15 protein-coding genes are annotated in these 17,389 nt (G+C 55.2%); 12 read left to right on the forward strand and 3 right to left on the reverse strand.

The annotated features are described in order from the left end of the window. The first annotated feature begins 51 nt into the window (after window positions 1-51). Together ABOC97_RS19685 and ABOC97_RS19690 are read left to right on the forward strand one after the other, a co-directional pair. Window positions 52-237: a YoaH family protein gene (locus tag ABOC97_RS19685; protein ID WP_349601071.1), complete on the forward strand. Its 186-nt coding sequence runs from the start codon at window positions 52-54 to the stop codon at window positions 235-237. A gap of 13 nt (window positions 238-250) precedes the next feature. Next, complete coding sequence (locus tag ABOC97_RS19690) at window positions 251-970, forward strand: phosphodiester glycosidase family protein (RefSeq protein ID WP_349601073.1); 720 nt, start codon at window positions 251-253, stop codon at window positions 968-970. 30 nt (window positions 971-1,000) lie between these two features. Here ABOC97_RS19690 and ABOC97_RS19695 read toward each other — a convergent pair whose 3' ends face one another. Both ABOC97_RS19695 and ABOC97_RS19700 read right to left on the reverse strand, forming a co-directional pair. Next, entirely contained in the window at window positions 1,001-2,998 is a 1,998-nt protein-coding gene (locus ABOC97_RS19695; protein ID WP_349601048.1) for a heparinase II/III domain-containing protein, read from the reverse strand. Further along, window positions 2,998-4,236, reverse strand: a complete 1,239-nt coding sequence (locus tag ABOC97_RS19700) for an alginate lyase family protein (protein WP_349601050.1) — start codon at window positions 4,234-4,236, stop codon at window positions 2,998-3,000. The genes ABOC97_RS19695 and ABOC97_RS19700 overlap by 1 nt, the downstream gene beginning before the upstream one ends. Before the next feature lie 527 nt (window positions 4,237-4,763). Here ABOC97_RS19700 and ABOC97_RS19705 point away from each other — a divergent pair. The 5 genes from ABOC97_RS19705 to ABOC97_RS19725 are packed head-to-tail and all read left to right on the forward strand — an operon-like array spanning window position 4,764 to window position 10,110. Then, a complete protein-coding gene (locus tag ABOC97_RS19705; RefSeq protein ID WP_349601052.1) occupies window positions 4,764-6,053 on the forward strand; it encodes an ABC transporter substrate-binding protein in 1,290 nt (429 codons plus the stop codon). An 11-nt stretch (window positions 6,054-6,064) separates the two neighbouring features. After that, window positions 6,065-7,006 carry a carbohydrate ABC transporter permease gene (locus ABOC97_RS19710; protein WP_349601054.1) on the forward strand — a complete coding sequence of 314 codons (942 nt, stop codon included), beginning with the start codon at window positions 6,065-6,067 and terminating at the stop codon, window positions 7,004-7,006. 9 nt (window positions 7,007-7,015) lie between these two features. Next, entirely contained in the window at window positions 7,016-7,855 is an 840-nt protein-coding gene (locus tag ABOC97_RS19715; protein WP_004121979.1) for a carbohydrate ABC transporter permease, read from the forward strand. A gap of 10 nt (window positions 7,856-7,865) precedes the next feature. Further along, window positions 7,866-8,960: an ABC transporter ATP-binding protein gene (locus tag ABOC97_RS19720; RefSeq protein ID WP_349601057.1), complete on the forward strand. Its 1,095-nt coding sequence runs from the start codon at window positions 7,866-7,868 to the stop codon at window positions 8,958-8,960. 7 nt (window positions 8,961-8,967) lie between these two features. Continuing rightward, a complete protein-coding gene (locus ABOC97_RS19725) occupies window positions 8,968-10,110 on the forward strand; it encodes an alginate lyase family protein (RefSeq protein ID WP_459253832.1) in 1,143 nt (380 codons plus the stop codon). A 98-nt stretch (window positions 10,111-10,208) separates the two neighbouring features. Here the strand turns inward: ABOC97_RS19725 and ABOC97_RS19730 are convergent, their stop codons facing one another. After that, window positions 10,209-10,553 (reverse strand): RidA family protein, encoded by a 345-nt coding sequence (locus ABOC97_RS19730; protein ID WP_349601061.1) that lies wholly within the window; start codon window positions 10,551-10,553, stop codon window positions 10,209-10,211. A gap of 206 nt (window positions 10,554-10,759) precedes the next feature. Between ABOC97_RS19730 and ABOC97_RS19735 the strand changes: the two genes are divergently transcribed. The 5 genes from ABOC97_RS19735 to rnd all read left to right on the forward strand — a co-directional run bounded on the left by ABOC97_RS19735 (window position 10,760) and on the right by rnd (window position 17,184). Beyond that, a complete protein-coding gene (locus ABOC97_RS19735) occupies window positions 10,760-12,670 on the forward strand; it encodes an ATP-dependent DNA helicase (RefSeq protein WP_349601063.1) in 1,911 nt (636 codons plus the stop codon). Between the two features lie 109 nt (window positions 12,671-12,779). Next, window positions 12,780-13,475 (forward strand): tRNA (adenosine(37)-N6)-threonylcarbamoyltransferase complex dimerization subunit type 1 TsaB, encoded by a 696-nt coding sequence (gene tsaB / locus ABOC97_RS19740; RefSeq protein WP_349601065.1) that lies wholly within the window; start codon window positions 12,780-12,782, stop codon window positions 13,473-13,475. 37 nt (window positions 13,476-13,512) lie between these two features. Next, the gene (locus tag ABOC97_RS19745; RefSeq protein ID WP_349601067.1) at window positions 13,513-14,094 is read left to right on the forward strand and encodes a Slp family lipoprotein; all 582 of its coding nucleotides are present in this window, start codon (window positions 13,513-13,515) and stop codon (window positions 14,092-14,094) included. 207 nt (window positions 14,095-14,301) lie between these two features. Continuing rightward, window positions 14,302-15,987 (forward strand): long-chain-fatty-acid--CoA ligase FadD, encoded by a 1,686-nt coding sequence (gene fadD / locus ABOC97_RS19750; RefSeq protein ID WP_234507151.1) that lies wholly within the window; start codon window positions 14,302-14,304, stop codon window positions 15,985-15,987. 81 nt (window positions 15,988-16,068) lie between these two features. Beyond that, a complete protein-coding gene (rnd, locus tag ABOC97_RS19755) occupies window positions 16,069-17,184 on the forward strand; it encodes a ribonuclease D (RefSeq protein ID WP_349601075.1) in 1,116 nt (371 codons plus the stop codon). Window positions 17,185-17,389: the final 205 nt, after the last annotated feature.

Here is a 17,389-nt window from a genome sequence, read left to right on the forward strand (position 1 = left end):
TATTCGGGCAGCATGGAATAATAAGCGCCCACAATGTAGCAGGAGTCAATGATGTTTGCAGGATTACCTTCATTAAGCCATGAACAGCAGCAAAAAGCCGTTGAACGTATTCAGGAGCTGATGTCGCAGGGCATGGCGAGCGGTCAGGCAATTACGCTGGTGGCTGGAGAGCTGCGCGCGAACCATACCGGCGAGCGAATCGTTGCCCGTTTTGAGGACGAAGACGAGGACGAGTAAGCCGATGGCGTCCTTGCTAAAACCTCTGCTGCTGGTAATGGCGATTACGCCTTTACTGGCGGCAGCCGGTTCCTCCTGTCAACTTACCGACCCCTCTCTTACAGTACAAAGTTTTCTCGCCGATCCTCATCACCAACGTATCGCCATGTACTGGCGCCAGGCCAACGGCAAAGACTATGGTTCACTGCGCGCGCTGCTGGCCGATATCAACGGCGATGGGCGCGTGCTGATGGCGATGAATGGCGGCATCTATGATAAAGCCTATGCGCCGCTCGGTTTGTACATTGAGAAAGGCCAGCAGAAGGTGGCGGTCAATCGCGCTTCCGGCGGCGGCAACTTCTTCATTAAACCCGGCGGGGTGTTTTATCTGCGCGGTCAGCAGGCGGGGATCGTCAGTCTGGATAAACTGAAATCGACCAAAGGGATGGACTATGCGGTGCAGTCCGGACCGATGCTGCTTGAAAACGGGGTCATCAACTGGCGGCTTAAGCCTTCTGCCAGTTCGCGTAAATTGCGCAACGGCGTGGGTATTACCGCGCAGGGGAAGGTGGTGTTTATGCTAAGCGACCGCGAAACCAACTTCTATGATTTTGCCTGTTATGCCAAAACGCGACTCAACGTGCGCCAGATGCTCTATCTCGATGGCACTATTTCGAAAATGTACCAGCAGGGGGGAAGTATTCCCTGGCAGTACCATCCTTTTGTGTCGATGATCACCGTCGAAAAACGTTAAAAAAGCCTTCCGTTCCCGGAAGGCGTTGTCTTAGCTAATTACATCCGGTAGCAGCTCCGGGTCATCATATAGCGTCACATGGCTGACGTTTTCGCCGCGCCAGAACGAGAGCTGAGTTCCAATCGGCGTATGGTGGACGTTAACCTCGGTGAGCGGTGCTGACTTGGCCAGATCCCACAGGCAAACAAAGCGCGCCTGCGGCAGATGGTTACGTAGCACCAGATAGCTCAGATTGCCTATCGCCGGGTTATCCGGTGCCAACCCTTGCCACAATTCGCCGTCACCCGCGAGCCACAGCGCTACCGTCTCTTCGCCTCGGCTAAAGTGGCGCGGTTGACAACCGTGCAGCGGCGTCATGGTCGAGTCTTCCATATGACGTAGTGGCCCACTCAGCGCGAAGGGCTGCGACGTCCCGGTTTGATCCAGCGCCCGCGCCGCCAGATGTAGCGTCCAGTCGAGCTGCTGACGATGCGGGTTGGCAACCGTCGACAGATCGATAATCACATCATCCAGCCACAATAACCGGCGGCGAAAACGGATCTCTTGCCATGACTGAGTATCCCATTCGACCCGCGTATGGCTGTTTAACTGTGGGGGCGGTTTACCCCAATCCACTTCCGTATCCAGCCATAAATAGTCGTCACCCATATGCCAGCCCAGCACATCTGGATTGGCGGGAGGTTGGTTGCTCTGATTAACCGTCAGCGTGTTATGGGTGGCGCTGTTTTTGTAATAGTCGTAGTGCATTTGGGCACCGTAGCCGGTGGTGCCCAAATCCGGGAGCAGCCAGCCGTCGTGCTGCCACAGCATCAGACCCAGTCTGTCATAGTGATCGTGTTCGCCGCCCCACGGACTGTGTTTGATCAACAGCGCCTGCTGTTGCTGCGCTTTGCGCCACAGGGTGATGCCCGCGCCCGGCGCAAACAGCGACCGCTGAGGAATTAACGCCACTGGGGTTTCCGGCAGCGGCTGGTCGCGCCACAGCAGGGTTTCGCGCTCGTCAGGCTCGCTTTCGGTGAACTGCAGCACGGCGGCATAAAGCGGGTCGCGCCAGATGAACCAGGCAAACTCGTACAGATCCCGGTGGTGCAGTTTTTCTTGTCCTGCAAGGCAGTCGTTAAGACGCGGGAAGGTGCCGTCCGGCAGCAGCAAAGAGAGCGGGAAACTCAGCATCGGCTGATACCACGGGCCATCAATCAAGCTCCAGCGGGTGCCGCGCGCCAGCTTCTCAAAGGCAAAGAAACCCTGCAGCGCGTAGTAGTGATAGTGCACCGATCCTTCGAACCACAACCCTTCAGCCAGCAGACCATTCTCTAACTGCCAGCGTAGGCCGTACGGTTGATTCACGGCAAACTCCAGCAGCGCCTCATCTTCCAGCACAAACCCGAGTACACCGAGTGCGGCGCTGATTTTAACCTCGTGATTGTGGATCTGCGGGCTGCGATGCTCGCGCAAAAAATTCGCGGCGCAGCGCAACAGATTCTCACTGATATGTTGCTGCTCCGCCGGGGTTAAGGCCTCACGAATAAAGTCATAGCCCAGCGCCATATCCAGAATGCAGTTGGCCTCGCACAGGGTTTGGGCATTCATCTTGCCCGGCCCGTTATGCGGAATATCTCCATGGACTTCATAACCGGGATAGACATCGGCGTAGCCCATCAGCAGCGTGCGCACTTTATCGCGATAGGCGGCAACGCCGGTCAATTGCCACAGCAATCCCAGCTGTTGACAAGCGTTGGCGTTGCGTCCGTTCATCTCTCGCCACCAGGCACCATCCCACGGCTCACCGCGAAAAATTTCGCCGTCTACCGGACAGGCGTGCTGATGGGGAGAGTCGGCCGCCCACGTGAGCCGCACGCCATGGTGAGGGCAGAAGTAGTAGAGATTCCAGCTGGCAATCCCGGTCTGCGGGATGCGCACCTCGGCATCCAGCATCGGTTGTGCATTCTTCACGAGCTGTTCAATCAGGCCGTTATTGCCGGCTGCACGTCTGGCAATCTCGGGCCATAGCCCAGAAAATTGTTTCATCAGTGGTTATCCTTGACCTCTGCTGATACGGAAAGTGGGGCGATGAGCGTGGTGATATCGTCGGGATATTTCGCGTGCAGCCATTGGGCCTTTTCGCGGAACAATGGATCCTTTGGCCATGCGTGAGCCGCGGTGACAATATTGCGCAGCGCTTTTTTATCATCCATTTTGTCGAGATCTTTCCACGGCCACGGCGTGTCGCTGTTAATAAATCCAGCAATGTAGTGATAGCCCTTGCGCAGACTATGGTTGTCGAGCGTGAAGTTCCAGATATCGACCCCGGCTTTCTCACCCAAACGCCCCAGACGGTTGTAGGCTTCAAGATTGAAGTTGCTGTAATGCCACGGACGGGTGCGCTCAAGCTCCGCCATCTGCCGACCTTCAATATCAAATTGCCCGGCGATGCGTCTTAGCTGGGTGACATACAGGCGCTTTTTGGCCTCGTCGGTTTTACCGCTAAACAGCGCAAAGGTCGCCGCCTGCATATCGAAATAGGTGCCGTGGTTGTTGTGCCAGTTCTCCTCTTCAAAGCCGTTCTGGCTGGTGGTCATCCAGTGATAAAACTCGCCGAACCACTGTTTGAGATCCGAAACTTCCTTGTCGCTGAGCGACCCGGAGGATTGCAGTAGGGCGATAGCATCCACCACATCGACCAGCGCGCGGCTGTCGATAATGCCAATACCGCGACCGGTATTAATGCCTGGAATCGCCTGGGCGTGCTGCAAATTAGGCGTCATACGGGTTTCAGGGTTGAGGAACCAGCTTTTTAGCTGTTCGACGGCCTTCTGCGCGTAACGACTATCCTGGGAGAAGTACCAGGCCAGTGCCAGCGTAGACACGTCGTTACTCATCTTGACCAGCCGATTTTTATCGGTGGCGTCGCTATTGGCATCAGGGTTGGTTTGCCCATCTTTGCGGATGTACGGCAGCCCGTCTTTGGTGTCCGGGTTTGGCCACCAGTACGGCGGGAAGCTGTAATAGTCATGCTTGTTACCGCTGGCGGCGACCAGCGTTTTATCCATCACCGAGAATAGCGGGTGCTTTAATGCGAGGTCTGCTTTCTTCAGCAGCGCATTTTGCGCCTGGACGAACAGCGGCTCTTTGGCTGCAATCTGCTGTCGGCTAAAGGCCAGGTCTTTGCTATCAAGCGTGTACGGCTCGGCGGCATACAGTGAAGTACTGAGGCCAGAACACAGCAGCGCAAGGCCTAATAATCCTCGGCGAGGTATTGAGTTCATAGTGATAACCCTTCTGCAAATATGAGAAAAGATAACAACAGAATTATACCTGTCGCGTATTTAAGATACGTGAAAGGCAGGCGATTTAATTAAAAATAAAGCATTTTTAAATACGATGGCGTGCAGTGTAAAAGACAAAGTGATTTTTTTTGTGATGCTCATCATATTTAACGGGATGGTTAAAAAATAACGCTTTTAATGCAGTGCGAATCACATAATTAGGCATTTTTCTATTTTTGTTTAGTTTATCAACAAAAAATTGAAAATCATAATGCATTGATATTTATCTGTTTTATTTTTTCGTCACTTTTATTGTCACTTCTTGATGTGATCTGATTCAACCTTTTTGTTTTTGAAATGGGATTTCTTTTTTGTGTGGTTGTATTGAAAAATATAATTCTATTTAATGTTGTGAAATAGATTTTTACGCATCATGCATTAATACCAAAATGCTTATTTCTTTCATTGAATATGCATTTATTGAGAATTTAATTACCTTTGTGCCCTACAATAAAGGATATGCAATCATGTCTGCGAATAAATTACGTTCAATATTACTTCTCTCCGCGCTGGGACTGGGGATCGGGCAAAGCTACGCTGCCACGACCCTTAACGTCTGGATCCGCGCAAGTAACGACTCCAAAAATATCTACAAGCAAGAGGCGGAGAAGTTCGAAGAAAAAACCGGGATCAAAATTGAGTACTTCAACGCGACTACCGATTTTGAGCAGCGCCTTGCGCGTGCCACAGCTGGTAACGCGTTACCGGACCTGATCTTTAACGATGCTGCATCGCTGGGGCAATTCATCCAACTCGGTATTGCACAAGAGATTGATCCTAAAACGATAAGCGGTGGCGATAATCTTTATCCGACCGCATGGAACAGTACCCGCTATATCGACGGAAAATATTACGGCGTGCCAACCTCGGCGCAGACCTTCGCACTTTTCGTGCGTAAAGACTGGCGTGAAAAGCTCGGACTGCCGCTGCCGAAAAGCTGGGACGATATTCAGACGCTGGCAAAAGCGTTCACCACCCAGGATCCGGATGGTAACGGCAAAAATGATACCTACGGTTTTATCGTTCCAGCCTCTACCACCCGTGGCTACGCCAGCTGGTTTATGAGTAGCTTTATCTGGCAGGCGGGCGGCGATTTTGTCAAAGACAACAACGGCAAGTTCAGCGCTTCCCTTGATACGCCGGAAGTGGCTCAGGCGATGACCTTTATGCGCACCATGATGTGCGAAAAAGTGACTCAACCAGGGGCCATTAATGCCACCACCGCTGATGTTATCCCATCTTTCCGTTCTGGCCAGAGCGGCATGTTCTTTAGCGGCCCATACCATATCGCCTTGTTTGATAAAGACCCAGGCAAAGACAACTTCGAAGTGGTGCCGGTTGTTGGGCCAAAAGGCGAAGCGACGCTCGCCGAAGGGACCACGGTCTTCATGATGAAGAGCAGTAAGCAGAAAGAAGACGCGCGGAAATTCATCGAATTCATGATTTCGCAGGAAGGCCAGGAAATCGGCATGGGCAAAGGCAGCCAGCATATTCCTGTAGTTCGTCTGCCGGTGAACAAGAATGTCGATGTTAAAGCCGTCTATCAGGATGCGCGCTGGGAAACCTTCGCCCGCCTGTATAACGAGCAGGGCCGCTATGTTCCGCAGATCCCAAACTGGACACCGGTACGCCAGGTGGCCGCCGATGGCTTTAACCGTATTTTTGCCGACTGCAACAGCGATATTCGCGCCGAGCTGAAGGTTATCGATGGCAAGGTGAACGCCGAGCTGGAAAAACAAAATGTGCTGGCTAAGTGAGGAACTGAGTTATGACGCTGCATGAGACGAAGTCCTCGCCGCTAAAGCAAGCCGCTTCGCCTGACGCTACCGGATGGCTGACGTCAAAACGTAAACGAGCGCTCATTCCGTGGCTGTTTCTCGCCCCGGCGCTGATTATTTTTAGCTGGTTTAAGTTCATCCCGATGATTCAGGGTCTGGTGATGAGTTTCTACAAGGTCAACTTTAATCAGCCCAATGAGTGGGTCGGGTTTGCCAACTTCACTCGCGCATTTGCCGATGTTGAGCTGCATGCGGCGGTGGTTAACACCCTGCTGTACGTGCTGGTCACCATGTTTGCCGCTGCCATCCTGGCGTTTTTCCTCGCCATGCTGCTGGAAGGCCCGGCGCGTCATCTGCGCTTTATCCGTACCGCCATCTTTTTACCGGCGGTGACCAGTGCGGCAATCGTCGCAGAAATGTGGCGCATTCTGTTCAACCCAACGCCGAACGGGGTGATGAACCATATTCTGAGCTGGTTTGGCGTGGCCGATCAGGGCTTTCTTGCCAGCTCGGATCAGGCGCTATGGGTCATCATGCTGCTGCATATCTGGAAGGCGGTGCCGTACAACATGGTGATATTCATCGCCGGTCTGGCGGGGATCAGCCGCGACCTGTACGACGCCTCTAACGTGGACGGCGCGAACTGGTGGAACCGCCTGCGCTACGTCACGCTGCCAGGAATGATCCCGGCGCTGTCGGTGGTGCTGATGCTCTCCTTTATTCGTGGGTTCCGCGTGTTTGCCGAGGTGTATGCCACTACCGGCGGCGGGCCGTCTAATTCCACGGAAATGGTCATGACCCACATCTATAAACTTGGTTTTGAGCAGTTTGATTATGGCTACGCATCGGCGGTGTCGTTCCTGCTGTTCACCTTCACGGTGATCTTAACCATCTGTCATCTGACGCTGAAAAAACGTATCGCACGTTACTAAGGAGCCGTGATGTTAAGTAAACGTTGGGATACCGCAGGACGCTGGTGCATCTACGCGCTGTTATTGATTGTCTTTGTGGGACCGTTCTGGGGCATCGTCGCCACCGCCTTTAGCGGCGCGCCGGTGAAACCGGGTGAACTGCTGGCCTGGCCAAATCAGTTCTCGTTTGAGAACTTCATCTTTGCCTGGATGGATATCGGCGTCTGGCAGTATCTGCTGAACTCGATTCTGGTGGTGTTCTTTGGCACCGTATTACAGGTGTCGGTGAGCGCGCTGGCGGCCTATGCGCTGGCACGTAAAAAGTTCCGCGGCGTAGCGCTGGTGAGCCTGGTGATCCTCTCCACCATGATGCTGCCGGAAGAAGTTATCGCCATTCCGCTGTACATGATTATCAACTGGCGGCTGCCGTTTATCGACGCCTCACTTTATAACAGCTACCTCGGGATGATTCTGCCGGTAGTGGGCTGGGCGTTCTCCATCTTCGTGCTGACCGAATTTATGTCGGCTATCCCAAAAGAGCTGGAAGAGGCGGCTCGTATCGATGGCGCTAACGAATGGCAGATTTTCTTCCATGTCATCCTGCCGCTGGTGAAACCGGCGCTCGGTACGGTGGTGACGTTCGGCTTCATTATGATTTGGGACCAGTACCTGCTGCCGTTGATTGTGGTCAACCAGGATAGCCTGAATACGATTCCGGTGATCCTCGGCACGCTGCGTACCGATGAGAGCATTACGCCGAACATTTTTATCGCCATTACATTACTGGCGATGCTGCCAAGCATCATTGTCTATCTGGGTCTGCAAAAACATTTCAATCGCGGGATTATGTCCGGCGCGGTCAAAGGATAAGGAGTTACCGATGGGATCTGTTGTACTGAATAGCGTGCGGAAGTCTTATGGTGATGCGCACGTCATTAAAGATGTGTCGCTGACTATCCCGGACGGTGAGTTCTGCGTCCTTGTAGGCCCGAGCGGCTGTGGCAAATCGACGCTGCTGCGCATGATTGCCGGGCTGGAGGAAATTTCCGCTGGCGAAGTGCACATTAACGAGCGCAACGTCACCGAAGTGGAGCCGAAGCTGCGTGATATCGCGATGGTGTTCCAGAGCTATGCGCTGTACCCACAGATGACGGTGCGGGAAAATATGGGCTTTGCGCTCAAGATGGCGCGTTTGCCGAAGAGCGATATTAACCAGAAGGTCAACGAAGCAGCGGCGCTGCTGGGGCTTGAGCCGCTGCTGGAACGTCTGCCGAAAGATCTCTCCGGCGGTCAGCGTCAGCGTGTGGCGATGGGGCGTGCCATCGTGCGTAAACCGCAGGTGTTCTTGTTTGATGAACCCCTGTCGAACCTCGATGCCAAGCTGCGTACCCAGGTGCGCGGTGAAATCCGCGAACTGCACCGCCGGTTAAAAACCACTTCGGTATACGTGACTCACGATCAGATTGAAGCGATGACCATGGGACAGATGATCGTGGTGCTGCGCGACGGGCGCATCGAGCAGGCGGGCACGCCGCTGGAACTGTACGACCAGCCGGCAAACCTGTTTGTGGCAGGGTTCATCGGTTCGCCGGAGATTAACCAGTTGCCGGGGGAAGTGGTGCTGAACGGCAGCGTGACCAGTTTGCGCCTGAAAGACGGTTCGCTGCTGGCGCTGCCGGCAGGCATGCAGGTCAAAAACGGCCAGCAGGTGGTGTACGCCATTCGTCCTGAACAGGTGAACGTGGTACATGAAGCGCGCGACGATGCGCTGGCGGCGAAAGTGACGGCGGTGGAGAATACCGGCTCGGATATGCAGCTGTTCTGCGATACCGGCGGCGGGGCATTTACTTCCGTGTTTAAGCAGCGCTTGCCGGTCAAAGAGGGCGACAATATCTGGCTGCAACCGAAACTCTCTGGCGTGCATCTGTTTGATGCGCAGAGCGGTCTGCGTATTGCGTGTGTGGAGGAGCAGTAAGGTGGCGATGAAGCTGTACACCCTTGATGAAAATTGTCTGGAAAATGCCCGCGCGGGCTTAAAGCAGCCGTTTTCGCCGCTGCAGCTCGCGCTGAGCAAGCTGGTCTCGGAGGCCGATTTCTTACGACGCGAACCGCCGGAAAGCGTGGTGCATAAAAAGCTGCGACCGGCGAGCGGCGATGCTCACGACTATTACAGTCTGGGTACCTACTGGTGGCCAAATCCGCGGCGGCCCAACGGGCTGCCGTATATTCGCCGCGATGGGCACATTAACCCGCAGTGTGAAAACAACGATACCGACACCTCGCGCATTATTCGCATGTGCGAGCGTTGCCTGACGCTGGGCCTGGCATGGTATTTTACCGGCCAACGGCAGTACGCGCAGGCCGCCGCGCAGCAAATTCGCTGCTGGTTCCTTGATGCGGATACGCGAATGAATCCGCATCTGAATTACGGTCAGGCGATCCCTGGAATTGTCTCCGGGCGCGGCACCGGGCTTATCGATACGCGACTGCTGTGGATGGTGGTCGACACTATCGGCCTGATTAACACCGCCAGCGTGCTGGATACCGACGATATCATCGGCCTGCATCAGTGGTTCCGCGATTTTAACCATTGGATGTACTACAGCGAAATCGGCCATTCGGAATACGTCTGGCACAATAACCACGGCACCTGGTACGACGCCCAGCGTACGGTTAATGCGCTGTTCTACGGCGATAAAGGGCTGGCGGCGCGGATTATCGAGCAGGGGATCACCCAGCGCATGGCGGCGCAAATTGACCAGGACGGTAAGCAGACGATGGAACTGGAGCGCACCATTCCCTTCCACTATTCGCTGTTTAATCTCGAAGCGCATCTGTTGCTCAACCGCTACGCGGAGCACGTTGAGTTTGACCGCTGGAATACCATCCGCGATGGGCGAGGGGTGAAGCAGGGGATTGATTACCTGGTGCCGTTTGTGCGTGAACCGGATCTCTGGCCGTACAGCGATTTACAGGGGATTGTCTGGGACAGCGCGCTGCGCGTGTTGTTGCAGTCGGTCCGCGGCTATGCCAAACAGGCGGTCAGCTATCGCGATGTGCTCAAGTGCCTGCCGCAGGAAACGCTGCAACTGAAAGAGCAATTGATGTGGTGCCCGGGTTCGTAGATCTAAAATTGTAGGTCTGATAAGGCAACGCCGCCATCCGACGTTCTGCGCCGAGACGTCTGATGGCGCTGCGCTTATCAGATCTACAGGATTGTCGCTTATACCGCGGCGATAATCTTAATTTCGACTTTATACCGCGGGTTCATCAGCTTTGCCTGCACCGTACAGCGCACCGGAGCATGACCTGCAACCACCCAGGCATCCCACGCTTTATTCATCGCGGCAAAATCATCGCCGTCAGGCAGGAAAATGGTGGCATCGAGAATACGTGACTTATCGCTACCCTGTTTTTCCAGTACTGCATCAATCTGCGCCAGCGTATTTGCCGTTTGCTCAAAAGCGTCGGCGTCCAGATTTTCGGGAACGCCGGTGTAATACAGCGTCTGATTATGGATAACGACGTCAGACCAACGCGCTTCAGCATCAATACGTACAATTGTCATTTCAATTTCCTTTTAACATCACGGGTACACTTATCTTTTAAGCGGCATCAAGGGCGCTCAATAAACGCCGCCTCGCGGATGCGGCTTAAAATATGAGGTATCCAAACGCGCTAAGACTGCCACATTGTCGACGCTGCGTCACGACTTCGACTGGCATAAGCGGGGTTGGCCTGACATAATCACTGGGAATTTTTCCAGGGGGTAACGTGACGGACGATTTTGCAGCAGACGGCCAGCTTGCGCAGGCGATAACCGGCTTTAAACCGCGTGAACCGCAGCGCCAGATGGCACACGCCGTCATGAAGGCGATTGACGATGGTCAACCGCTGGTGGTGGAAGCCGGTACGGGTACCGGTAAAACCTATGCCTACCTGGCGCCCGCGTTGCGTGCTAACAAAAAGGTCATTATCTCGACAGGCTCGAAAGCGCTACAGGATCAGCTCTACAGCCGCGACCTGCCGACGGTGTCAAAAGCGCTTAGCTATAGCGGCAAATTGGCGCTGCTGAAAGGCCGCTCCAACTATCTGTGTCTGGAACGCCTTGAACAACAGGCGCTGGCGGGCGGCGATCTGCCGGTGCAGACACTCAGTGACGTGATTTTGCTGCGCAGCTGGTCTAATCAAACCATCGATGGCGATATCAGCACCTGCGTGAGCGTGGCGGAAGATTCGCAGGCGTGGCCGCTGGTGACTAGCACTAACGATAACTGTCTTGGCAGCGACTGCCCGCAGTATCAGGAGTGTTTTGTGGTTAAGGCGCGTAAAAAGGCGATGGATGCCGACGTGGTGGTGGTGAACCATCACCTGTTCCTCGCCGATATGGTGGTCAAAGAGAGCGGCTTCGGCGAGCTTATCCCAGAGGCTGAAGTGATGATCTTCGATGAAGCCCACCAGTTGCCGGATATTGCCAGCCAGTATTTCGGCCAGTCGCTTTCCAGCCGCCAGCTGTTGGATCTGGCAAAAGACGTCACCATTGCCTACCGCACCGAACTCAAAGATACCCAGCAGCTGCAAAAGTGCGCAGACCGCCTGGCGCAGGCGACCCAGGATTTCCGTCTGCAGGTCGGCGATCCCGGCTATCGCGGAAACCTGCGCGAACTGCTTGCCGATAACAATGTCCAGCGCGCGCTGCTGCTGCTGGATGACGCGCTGGAGCTTTGCTACGACGTGGCAAAACTGTCGCTCGGCCGCTCGGCGCTGCTCGATGTGGCGTTTGAACGGGCCACCCTGTATCGCGCGCGGCTGAAGCGTTTAAAAGAGATTAATACCCCAGGTTTTAGCTACTGGTACGAATGCAACTCGCGCCACTTCACGCTGGCGCTCACGCCGCTGACGGTGGCGGATAAATTTAAAGAAGTGATGGCAGCCAAACCGGGGAGCTGGATTTTCACCTCCGCGACGCTATCGGTGAACGACGATCTGCACCACTTTACCGAGCGATTGGGGATTGAATCGGCGGAATCGATGCTGCTGCCCAGCCCATTTGACTACGCCACCCAGGCGCTGCTGTGCGTGCCGCGTAATTTGCCGCTGCCGAATCAGCCGGGCGCCGCGCGGCATCTGGCCGCCATGCTGCGCCCGCTGATTGAAGCTAACAACGGCCGCTGCTTTATGCTGTGCACCTCGCACGCCATGATGCGCGATCTGGCCGAACAGTTCCGCGCCACCATGACGTTACCGGTGTTGTTGCAAGGGGAAACCAGTAAAGGTCAACTGCTGCAACAGTTTGTCAGCGCCGGTAACGCCCTGCTGGTGGCGACCAGCAGCTTCTGGGAAGGGGTGGACGTGCGCGGTGACGCGCTGTCGCTGGTTATCATCGACAAGCTGCCGTTCACCTCTCCGGACGATCCGTTACTCAAGGCGCGTATGGAAGACTGTCGTCTGCGCGGCGGCGATCCTTTCGACGACGTACAGCTTCCCGATGCGGTCATTACCCTCAAACAGGGCGTGGGACGTTTGATTCGTGACGTGACCGATCGCGGGGTGCTGGTTATCTGTGATAACCGCCTGGTGATGCGCCCGTACGGTGCCACGTTCCTCGCCAGCCTGCCACCTGCGCCGCGTACCCGCGATATTCGCCGGGCGGTGCGCTTCCTGGCGCTGTCATCGACGCGGTAATGCGCGCTAAAGTGTGATAAGATGCGCGCCATTTTGTTGACCCCTACGCCAAATCGACCGGGTTATCTGAAAGATAAGGCGTATATAACTGCGAGAGCGCGACTAATCCATGCGAATTCTGGCTATCGATACCGCCACGGAAGCCTGTTCGGCTGCCCTGTGGAATGATGGTAATACCTGTGCCCACTTCGAGCTTTGTCCTCGGGAACACACCCAACGTATTCTGCCTATCGTGCAGGATATTCTCACCCAAGGCGGCGTAAGCCTGACCGATCTCGACGCGCTGGCGTTTGGTCGCGGTCCGGGCAGCTTCACCGGCGTGCGTATCGGTATTGGTATCGCACAAGGGCTGGCGCTGGGCGCTGAACTGCCGATGATCGGCGTTTCGACTCTGGCAACTATGGCGCAGGGCGCATGGCGTAAGCAGGGCGCGTCCCGCGTGCTCGCCGCCATCGATGCGCGTATGGGGGAAGTGTATTGGGCTGAATATCAGCGTGATGCGCAGGGTGTCTGGCACGGTGAAGCCACCGAAGCGGTGCTCAAACCAGAAGCGGTACAGCAGCGTCTGAGCGAGCTGGAAGGCGAGTGGGCTACCGTGGGGACAGGCTGGGCCGCATGGCCTGATATGACCCAGGGCGCGAATGTGACGCTGAGCGATGGCGATGTGCTGCTGCCGGAAGCTGAAGATATGCTCCCTATTGCCTGCCAACTGCTGGAACAGGGCAAAACGGTCGCCGTCGACAAAGCGGAACCAGTTTATTTGCGTAATGAAGTTGCGTGGAAGAAACTTCCTGGCCGTGAATGAATCTCAATAGAGAGATATTGAGAATAGGAGCAGCATCATGGCAGTTAAAAAAAGGGTCATTCGGGGTGTTATCGCAGGGCTTATCGCGGTTGCGTTAAGCGGTTGTGTCACCGTGCCTGATGCCATTCAGGGCAGTAGCCCCACGCCGCAGCAGGACCTGGTACGCGTGATGTCCGCGCCGCAACTGTATGTGGGTCAGGAATCGCGCTTTGGCGGCACGGTGGTCGGTATTGAAAACCAGCAGGGTCGCACCCGGCTGGAGATCGCCACGGTCCCTCTCGACAGCGGCGCGCGGCCAACGCTGGGTGAAGCCTCTCGCGGGCGTATCTATGCCGATATTAACGGTTTCCTTGACCCGGTGGACTTCCGTGGTCAACTGGTGACGGTTGTCGGCCCTATCGTCGGGACGCTGGAAGGGAAGGTGGGCACCACCAAATATACCTTCCTGCACATGCAGGCGACGGGCTATAAACGCTGGCGCGTTACCCAGCAGGTGGTGATGCCGCCACAGCCCATCGACCCGTGGGCCTTTGGTCCTCGCCCCTGGAACTACGGCTACGGTGGTTGGGGCTGGTATAACACGGGGCCAGCAGAAGTCCGGAACGTCGTAACTGAATAAGATCTGAAGTCTGAGTGACAAAAAAGAAACAGCGGCTAGCCCGCTGTTTCTTCGTTGTAATGGATATAAAAAAAATAAAGAGTGACGTGCTTCGCAACCTTAATTTCGAGTGATTCTTAAACTGGTACGCTGAGTTAATATTATGTTAACGAAAGTTTGCCAATTGGGGTTGTGATGACGACAAATACGTATTTTAGAGGTGATGCTTTGAATAAGGTTTGGCTCAACCGTTATCCTGCTGATGTCCCGGCAGAGATCAACCCTGACCGCTATCAATCCCTGGTGGAACTGTTTGAACAGGCAACAACCCGCTTCGCGGATCAGCCTGGCTTCGTCAACATGGGCGAAGTGATGACCTTCCGTAAACTTGAAGAGCGCAGTCGCGCCTTCGCCGCGTATCTCCAGCAGGGGCTGGGGCTCAAGCAGGGCGACCGCGTCGCGCTGATGATGCCTAACTTGTTACAGTATCCGGTCGCGCTGTTCGGTATCTTGCGTGCCGGGATGATCGTGGTTAACGTCAACCCGCTGTACACCCCGCGCGAGCTGGAGCACCAGCTTAACGATAGCGGTGCCCAGGCGATTGTTATCGTCTCGAACTTTGCCCACACCCTGGAAAAGGTGGTGGACAAGACTTCGGTGAAGCACGTGATTTTGACCCGTATGGGCGATCAGCTTTCTACCGCGAAGGGAACGCTGGTTAACTTTGTGGTGAAGTACATTAAACGTCTGGTGCCTAAATACCATCTGCCGGACGCTATCTCTTTCCGTCGTGCGCTGCACTCCGGCTACCGTTTACAGTACGTAAAACCGGTGGTGAAAGCGGACGATATTGCCTTCCTGCAATATACCGGCGGCACCACTGGCGTAGCGAAAGGGGCGATGCTGTCCCACCGTAACATGCTGGCCAACCTCGAGCAGGTCAAAGCCACCTACGGGCCGCTGCTGCATGAAGGGAAAGAAGTCGTCATCACCGCGCTGCCGCTGTACCACATCTTTGCGTTGACGATGAACTGCCTACTGTTTATTGAGTTAGGCGGTAAAAATATCCTGATAACCAACCCGCGTGATATTCCGGGGCTGGTTAAAGAGCTGGCGAAGTACCCATTCACCGCCATGACCGGAGTGAATACGCTGTTCAATGCGTTGCTGAATAACAAAGATTTCCAGCAGCTTGATTTTTCTACTCTGCACTTGTCTGCAGGCGGTGGGATGCCGGTTAACCACTCGGTTGCCGATCGCTGGGTGAAGCTGACCGGACAATATCTGCTGGAAGGCTACGGCCTGACCGAATGTGCGCCGCTGGTGAGCGTGAACCCGCACGATATCGATTATCACAGCGGTAGCATCGGTCTGCCGGTGCCTTCTACCGACGTGAAGCTGGTCGATGATGACGATAATGAAGTTGCCACCGGCGAACCGGGTGAACTGTGCGTGAAAGGACCGCAGGTGATGGAAGGCTACTGGCAGCGTCCGGATGCGACCGATGAAATCATCAAAAATGGCTGGCTGCATACCGGCGATATCGCGGTGATGGATGACGAAGGCTTCCTGCGCATCGTTGACCGTAAGAAAGACATGATTCTGGTCTCCGGCTTCAACGTTTACCCGAATGAAATTGAAGACGTGGTCATGCAGCACTCCGGCGTGCTGGAAGTGGCGGCGGTTGGCGTTCCATCCGGCAACAGCGGCGAAGCGGTGAAGATTTTCGTGGTGAAAAAAGAGGCCAGCCTGACCGAAGAGGCGTTGATCACCTTCTGTCGCCGCCAGCTCACCGGCTACAAAGTACCGAAACTGGTTGAATTCCGCGATGAACTGCCGAAGTCGAACGTCGGGAAAATTTTACGACGAGAATTACGTGACGAAGCCCGTGCCAAAGTGGACAATAAGGGATAAGCCACGAGTCATGATGCCTAACGCCAGCTCTGCTGGCGTTTTTTTTGGCAAAAAATAAGAGAGTACGATTTGAACTATCAGATGATCACCACCAACGACCAGCTCAGCACCCTGTGCGACGCGGTTCGTCAGACAACCGCTGTGGCGCTGGATACCGAGTTTGTCCGTACCCGCACCTACTACCCACAGCTGGGGCTGATTCAGCTTTTTGACGGTGAGCGTACGGCGCTGATTGATCCTCTGGGTATTACCGACTGGTCGCCGCTGCAGTCGATTTTGCAGGACCGGGACATCACTAAATACCTGCACGCGGGTAGCGAAGACTTAGAAGTTTTCATGAATACCTTTGGCGCGATGCCGCATCCGCTGATTGACACTCAGGTGCTGGCCGCTTTCTGTGGTCGCCCGATGTCATGGGGATTTGCGGCGATGGTTGCCGAGTATTCCGGCGTTGAGCTGGATAAAAGTGAATCCCGTACCGACTGGCTGGCACGTCCGTTGACCACGCGTCAGTGTGAATATGCGGCCGCCGACGTTTGGTATCTGCTGCCGATTGCCCATAAGCTGATGGTGGAGACCGAGCAGGCGGGGCGTCTGGCGTGGGCGCTGAACGAATGTCAGTTGATGCAGCAACGTCGCCAGGAAATTACTGACCCGAGCGACGCCTGGCGCGATATCACCAACGCCTGGCAGCTGCGTACTCGTCAGCTGGCGTGCCTGCAATTGTTAGCTGACTGGCGCTTACGTAAGGCGCGTGAGCGCGATCTGGCGGTTAATTTCGTGGTCCGCGAAGAGCATCTGTGGAGCGTGGCGCGTTATATGCCGGGCAGCCTTGGTGAACTCGATAGTCTGGGGTTGTCGGGGAGCGAAATTCGCTTCCACGGTAAAACGCTACTGAGCCTCGTAGAGAAAGCGCAGGCGCTGCCGGAATCGTCGCTGCCGGAGCCGTTGCTCAACCTGATGGATATGTCGGGCTACCGGAAAGCGTTTAAAGAGATTAAAGCGCTGGTACAGGAAGTCGGGCAGGAAAACGGCGTGAGTGCGGAGATGCTGGCATCGCGTCGCCAGATTAACCAACTGCTGAACTGGCACTGGCAGTTGAAGCCACGCACTACCGCCCCGGAGATGATTTCCGGCTGGCGCGGTGAGCTGCTGGCAGGGCGTCTGGACGCACTGTTAGCGCAGTACCCGCGTTAGAAATGTGTCTGATGGCGCTACGCTTATCAGACCTACAAGGTAGATACCCGTAGGTCGGATAAGGCAACGCCGCCATCCGACGGTCAGCGCCGATATGTCTGATGGCGCTGCGCTTATCAGACCTACAAGGTAGATACCCGTAGGTCGGATAAGGCAACGCCGCCATCCGACGGTCAGCGCCGATATGTCTGATGGCGCTACGCTT

Source organism: Kluyvera huaxiensis, assembly GCF_040149365.1.
Taxonomy (GTDB): domain Bacteria; phylum Pseudomonadota; class Gammaproteobacteria; order Enterobacterales; family Enterobacteriaceae; genus Kluyvera; species Kluyvera intermedia_A.